This is a genomic window from Nonomuraea sp. NPDC049784 (genome assembly GCF_040659615.1).
In the GTDB taxonomy this organism is placed as follows: domain Bacteria; phylum Actinomycetota; class Actinomycetes; order Streptosporangiales; family Streptosporangiaceae; genus Nonomuraea.
The window spans coordinates 1-6,323 of sequence record NZ_JBFAMX010000600.1 but is presented as its reverse complement, the minus strand read 5'-3'; the positions used below and the strand labels follow the sequence as shown (position 1 = coordinate 6,323).

6 protein-coding genes are annotated in these 6,323 nt (G+C 68.4%); 3 read left to right on the top strand and 3 right to left on the bottom strand.

Annotated features, from left to right (window positions below; translation table 11 throughout):
* Nucleotides 1-752: histidine kinase (locus AB0J09_RS53100; RefSeq protein ID WP_360709682.1), on the top strand; the 752-nt coding region annotated here is incomplete at its 5' end.
* Nucleotides 753-829: 77 nt separating this feature from the next.
* Nucleotides 830-1,489 (top strand): response regulator transcription factor, encoded by a 660-nt coding sequence (locus tag AB0J09_RS53095; protein WP_360709680.1) that lies wholly within the window; start codon nt 830-832, stop codon nt 1,487-1,489.
* Here AB0J09_RS53095 and AB0J09_RS53090 read toward each other — a convergent pair.
* Nucleotides 1,486-1,860, bottom strand: a complete 375-nt coding sequence (locus tag AB0J09_RS53090; RefSeq protein WP_360709678.1) for a response regulator — start codon at nt 1,858-1,860, stop codon at nt 1,486-1,488. The two genes, AB0J09_RS53095 and AB0J09_RS53090, sit on opposite strands and share 4 nt — an antisense overlap.
* Before the next feature lie 226 nt (nt 1,861-2,086).
* Here AB0J09_RS53090 and ctaD point away from each other — a divergent pair, with 226 nt between their 5' ends.
* On the top strand, nt 2,087-3,751 hold the full coding sequence (gene ctaD, locus AB0J09_RS53085; protein ID WP_360709684.1) for a cytochrome c oxidase subunit I: 1,665 nt from the start codon (nt 2,087-2,089) through the stop codon (nt 3,749-3,751).
* A 132-nt stretch (nt 3,752-3,883) separates the two neighbouring features.
* On the opposite strand, the gene AB0J09_RS53080 is transcribed toward ctaD, so the two are convergent.
* Both AB0J09_RS53080 and AB0J09_RS53075 read right to left on the bottom strand, forming a co-directional pair.
* Nucleotides 3,884-4,708, bottom strand: coding sequence for an isocitrate lyase/phosphoenolpyruvate mutase family protein (locus tag AB0J09_RS53080; protein ID WP_360709676.1), 825 nt, complete (start codon nt 4,706-4,708; stop codon nt 3,884-3,886).
* A 157-nt stretch (nt 4,709-4,865) separates the two neighbouring features.
* Nucleotides 4,866-5,879 carry a LacI family DNA-binding transcriptional regulator gene (locus AB0J09_RS53075; RefSeq protein WP_360709674.1) on the bottom strand — a complete coding sequence of 338 codons (1,014 nt, stop codon included), beginning with the start codon at nt 5,877-5,879 and terminating at the stop codon, nt 4,866-4,868.
* Nucleotides 5,880-6,323 lie beyond the last annotated feature (444 nt).

The following is a 6,323-nucleotide window of genomic DNA, read 5'->3' as shown; positions in this document are numbered from 1 at the left end:
CCGCGACCGCCGGGCGGCTCGCGGGCGGCGACCTCGCGGCGCGCGTGCCCGGCCGTGGCGTCGGTGAGATCGGCCTTCTGCAGCGCAGCTTCAACACGATGGCGGCCACCCTCGCCCACAACCGGGAGGAGCTGGCCGCCTCGCGGTCGCGCATCGTGACCGCCGCCGACCAGGCCCGCCGGCGCATCGAACGCAATCTGCACGACGGCATCCAGCAGCGGCTGGTCTCTCTCGCGCTCGAGGTCCGCACCGCCCAGACCGCGGTGCCGCAGGAAAGGACAGAGCTCGGCGAGCAACTGAACCGGCTGGCCGACGGGCTGGGGGAGGCGGTGGACGACCTGCGCGAGATCTCCCGCGGCATCCACCCGGCGATCCTGAGCCGGGCCGGCCTGGGCCCGGCGCTGAAGGCGCTCGCCCGTCGCAGCCCGGTCCCGGTCGAGCTGGACCTGAACGTGCCCACCCGGCTGCCGGAACCGGTCGAAGTGGCCGCGTACTACGTGGTTTCCGAGGCGCTGGCGAACACGGCCAAACACGCCCGCGCGACGCTCGCGACCGTTCAGGCGGAGGCCCGGGACGGGGTCCTGCACCTCGAGGTACGCGACGACGGCGCGGGAGGCGCGACAGCCGGCGGAGGGTCGGGGTTGGTCGGCGTCACCGATCGGGTCGAGGCGCTGGGCGGAACCATGACCATCACCAGCCCGCCCGCTCAGGGCACGACGCTCGTCGTCGATCTCCCCGTCGGCGGTCAATAGTTGAATCTTCGCACCTCAGGCGGGCAGGGGAGGTTTGTGAGCGTAGACCTGCCGAGACCATGCGCGACGGCGCGGACATGAACGGAAGCCCGACCCGGGTGGCGTTGGCGGACGACGACGTCCTGCTGCGTGAAGGGCTCGCAAGCCTGCTCACGAGCTCGGGGTTCGAGGTCGTCGGCCAGGCAGGGGACGCGCCCGGGCTTCTAGCTCTGGTACGTGAGCAACGGCCGGGCCTCGTCATCGTGGACATCCGGATGCCTCCTGGACATGCGACGGAGGGTCTGGAGGCGGCTCGGGTCATACGGGAGGAGTCGCCCGAGACGGGCATCCTGCTGCTGTCGGCGCATGTCGAGGTCGAGCAGGCGATGGAACTGCTGGCCGCGGGGCACCGGGTGGGCTACCTGCTCAAGAGCAGGGTGATCGATGTGGGCGACTTCATCGAGACGCTACGGCGCATCGCCCAGGGCGGCTCGGTCGTCGATCCGAGCCTGGTCCAGGAGCTCATAGCGGCACGTCGCCGGGACGATCCGTTGAAAACCCTCACCGAGCGGGAGCGCGAAGTGCTGTCCTTGATGGCGGAGGGCCGTTCGAACGCCGGGATCGCCCACCGGCTGTGGATCACCGAGGGCACCGTCGAGAAGCATGTGCGGAGCATCATGGCCAGGATGCGGCTCCCGGAGACCGTAGACGATCACAGGCGTGTGCTCGCCGTACTCACCTTCCTCGAATCCCGCTAGGTGACGCCGGCTCCGCCGAGGAGCTCGTGGATGGTCCGTGCTGAGAGGTCGGATTTCGGCAGGAACGCGATCGCGGGGCTTTCGGGGATCAGGTCGGCGAAGTCGCTCTCCTCGTACGCGGAGATGAGGATGACGCTCGCCGGATTGCCGTTCCGCGCTTCCATCAGGCGCTGCGCCACATCGAAACCGCTCTCTCCACCGAGGTCGATGTCGACCAGCGCGATATCCGGGCGGAGCTCTTCGAACCGCGCCAGAGCTTCGGCGCCCGTCGACGCCACGCCGACGACGTCGATCCCCTCTCGCTTCAGCAGCTGGCTCGCCGCCTGGAGAAAGTGATCGTTGTCATCGACGATCAGGCAACACAGACCCACACGTTCAGGATGGCACCGGGGGTCTCCGTGCGCATTGAAGCTAGCTGGAATCTCCGGAGTCCCGCCTCTGCAGGAGCCCGAACGATCAGGTCCACCACTACATGACCGACTTCTAGGGCTACGGATCGGTTAGCCATACGGTGGAGCGGGAAGTCCGATTTCGTGTCCCCCCGGCACCGTCGGGAGGGAACGCGTCGTGACCAGGATCGAGCCGCAGCCGGAGCCCATGACCTCCGGCCGGGTCAGCCGCCGGGGCAGGACCGGGCGGTTGATCGCTTCATGGATGTCCACCACCGACCACAAGGTGATCGGGTATCTCTATCTCTCGACCAGCTTCACGTTCTTCCTCCTGGCCGGGATCATGGCGATGATGATCCGCGCCGAACTGGTCGCACCGGGGCTGCAGTTCGTCACGGCGGAGCAGTTCAACCAGCTCTTCACCATTCACGGCACGGTCATGCTGCTCCTGTTCGCGACCCCGCTCTTCGCCGGGTTCGCCAACTTCATCATGCCCTTGCAGATCGGCGCCCCCGACGTCGCCTTTCCCCGGCTCAACATGGTGGGCTACTGGTTGTTCCTGTTCGGTGGACTCATGGTGGTGAGCGGCTTCTGCGCGCCCGGCGGAGCCGCCCCCTTCGGCTGGTTCGCCTACACCCCGCTGTCCACGGTGGACTTCAGCCCCAACATCGGCGGCGACCTGTGGGTGATGGGGCTGGCGCTCAGCGGCCTGGGCACCATCCTCACCTCCGTCAACTTCGTCACCACCATCATCTGCATGCGGGCGCCCGGCATGACCATGTTCCGTATGCCGATCTTCACCTGGAACACCCTGCTGACCAGCATGATGGTGCTGATGGCGTTCCCTGTGCTGGCGGGGGCGCTGCTCGTGCTGGAGTCGGACCGCAAGCTCGGCACCCACGTGTTCGACGCGGCCAGCGGTGGCGCCATGTTGTGGCAGCACCTGTTCTGGTTCTTCGGCCATCCCGAGGTGTACATCATCGCGCTGCCGTTCTTCGGCATCGTCACCGAGGTGATCCCGGTGTTCAGCCGCAAACCGCTCTTCGGCTACATCGGCATGGTGGGCGCCACCATCGCCATCGCCGGGCTGTCGATGACCGTGTGGGCCCACCACATGTTCGCGACGGGCCAGGTGCTCCTGCCGTTCTTCTCGTTCATGACGTTCCTCATCGCCGTCCCGACCGGGGTGAAGTTCTTCAACTGGACCGGCACCATGTGGCGCGGCCATCTGTCCTTCGAGTCGCCGATGCTCTTCGCGGTCGGCTTCCTGGTGACGTTCCTGCTCGGCGGGCTGACCGGCGTCATCCTCGCCTCGCCGCCCCTGGATTTCCACATCAGCGACACGTACTTCGTGGTCGCCCACTTCCACTACGTGGTCTTCGGCACCGTGGTCTTCGCGATGTTCTCCGGCTTCTATTTCTGGTGGCCCAAGTTCACCGGCAGGATGCTCAACGACAGGCTGGGCAGGTTGCACTTCTGGCTGCTGTTCGTCGGCTTCCACACGACGTTCCTCATCCAGCACTGGCTGGGCGTGCTCGGTTTCCCGCGCCGGTACGCCGACTACAGCCCCGCCGACGGCTTCACGACACTCAACGAGATCTCCTCGGTCGGCGCGTTCCTGCTCGGGGGCTCGACCCTGGTGTTCATCTACAACATCTACTGGACGTACCGCCGCTCGCCCAAGGTGACCGTGGACGACCCATGGGGCTTCGGGAACTCGCTGGAGTGGGCCACTTCCTGCCCGCCGCCGCGGCACAACTTCACTTTCCTGCCCCGCATCCGCTCCGAACGCCCGGCCTTCGACCTGCACGTCCCGCACACCGGCAGACCGCGACTGCCCGCTGAGCCGGAGGCGGAGATCCCGCCGTCGTAGATGGCCGCCTCGGCTCGCCGCTAGGCTGCGTCGTCGACCCTGGTCACCAATCGGGAACCACGTGGACGCCGACGGCTGAATCAGGAGAGGGCGCCGGCACACGCCGACGCCCACAGAGTCCCTGAAGGACGCCTACGGGAAGACGGCGTTGAGGCCGCCGTAGTCGAGGCCGTCGGTGAGCGTCGTGTACGTGCCGCTGGTGAGCAGCTCGGTGGCCGCTCGCGCGGCGTACCCGTAGGCGGACTGGGCGATCGCGGAGCCCACGCTGACCCGGGCGACGCCTGCCGCCGCCAGCTCGCCCACCGGCGGCGCGCCGGGCCCGGCCATCACGTTCAACGGCAGCGGCCCGGCGGCCAGGCGGGCGATGGCGTCCAGGTCCAGCAGGCCCGGCACGAACAGCCCGTCGGCACCTGCGTCGGCGTAGACCCGCGCCCGCGCCTCGACGTCGGCGAGCCGGTCCCCGGGCTCCCCGACCCCGGCCAGGTAGACGTCGGTACGGGCGTTGACGAACAGGTCGACCCCGGCGGCGTCCGCTGCCGCTCGCGCCGCGGCGATGCGCCGGGCCTGATCCTCGGGCGGCATCAGGGGCGCGCCGGCGGGGCCGGGGGAGTCCTCGAGATTGACACCCACCGCGCCGGCCTCGATCACCGCACGAACGGTGGCCCTGACGTCGTCGGGGCCGGGGCCGTACCCGCCCTCGATGTCGGCGGTGACCGGCACGGTCACGGCCGCCACGATGCGCGCGACGGCCGCGACCATCTGCTGTCTGCTGAGCCCGTGGGCGTCGGGTGCTCCGTTCGCCCAGGAGACGCCGGCGCTCGTCGTCGCGATCGCCTGCGCGCCCGCGGCCTGGATCAAGGCGGCGGAGGCGGCGTCCCAGGCGTTGGGGAGCACGAGCACCGCGCCCCGGTGCAGCGCCCTGAAGCGGGCCGCCTGCGTGATTGTGGTTGGCGTCATGCCGGTCTCCCAATCCTCCTCAATCGGGCGCGGCGTCGCCGCGCGTCAACGAGAACAAAGAATCTTCCGTCGCACCGTGGCACGTCCGGCCGGATCCGGACATGTCGCCTGGATAGGAGCTCGGGGTGTTCGCCGATGCGCGATCGTTCGACGGCTCCTAGCGGATCGGTGCGGGGCCGACTGATTGGCCTGGGACCAGGGCGCAGGGGATGACGATGTGAGGAGGGGCGTCCTGGACTCCTTCGAGCTGGTCGATCAGGGCGTTCACGCCGAGGTGTCCCAGCTGGGAAGCCGGTGCCTCCATGACGGTCAGGGACGGCTCGATCATCTCGCCGAGCTCGGCGGTGGTCGCCGCGGAGATGACCGACAGGTCGTACGGCACGGCGCGGCCGAGCGCTCGTGATCCCTTGACCAGCCCCGCCGAGGCGCCCTCGTTCACCAAGATGACGGCCGTCGCCTCCGGGAAGTCTTCGTAGAGCTCGCGAGCCGCCTCCCGCCCTCCGGCCGACGTGCTCTCCACGGTGACGACGGCGGGCGGCTCGCCGAGAGCCGCCATCGCGTCGAGGTACGCGGACTCCACCCGCATGATCCGGCCGGGCTCGTTTCCGGAAGGGGCCATCGTGCGCTGGGTGACGAGCGCGATGCGCCGGTGGCCGAACGAGCGGAGATGCTGGACTGCCTGGTCGATCGTGGTGGCGAAGTCGATGTCGACGAACGGCAGGTCTTCGTTCTCGGTCCGTCCGATCAGCGCGAAGGGGAGCCGGGACGCGATGAGCCGGTCGACGCGGAGGTCGTGGAACTGGACCTCCATGAGCAGCGCGCCGTCGACGAGGCCGCCCGCGAGCAGGTGGGACATCTGCTCGTCGTCGTTCACGGGCCACAGCACGAGGTCGTAGCCGCGCTCGCGAGCGCCGTGGGCGGCGCTCAGGAGGAAATGGTTCACCGTGGCGTTCGGCCGGACCTCGAGGACGGGGTGCAACAGGGCGAGGATGCGCGTGCGCGAGCTGGCGAGGGCGCGGGCGACGACGTTCCGCTGATAGTCCAGCTCCTCGATGGCCGCCTCGATGCGGGCCCGGGTCTCTGGCGCGACCCGCTTGGTGCCATTGATGACGAACGAGACAGTGGCGATGGAGACGTTGGCTCGCTCCGCGACGTCGCGCATCGTGACCATGGATGCTGCCTCCCGGCTCGTGAGGACGCGCGAAGAGCAGGGTAGCCCCCCAAATCACGGCTTCCTCGGTAAATCGTTTAACTAGTCATTGACATCACCGCACGATAGGCGCAACATACTTCACAAGCAAAGACGGTTAAGCGTTTTACCAACAGTTGTCCATATCTTGAGAGCGATCCCGCATCTCCTGGCTCTCTCCGTGACTCATCCACCAGTGGTCTCGACGAACCACCTCCTAGGAGTAGCTCACGTCAACTACCACCGGCTGGAGCCGGTGGGTTGCTCTCACGGTCCCGTCTGGCTGAAGGGAGGCCGGTAGCGTGTGGCTGGTTGACAGCAGCCCAGCCCGCAACGCCGCGTGCGGCGATGTTGCGGGCCGCGATGTGGTCGGCGTGCCCAGCGAGGCCACACCTGGTGCAGGCGAAGTGGCCCCGCGCCGGCCGG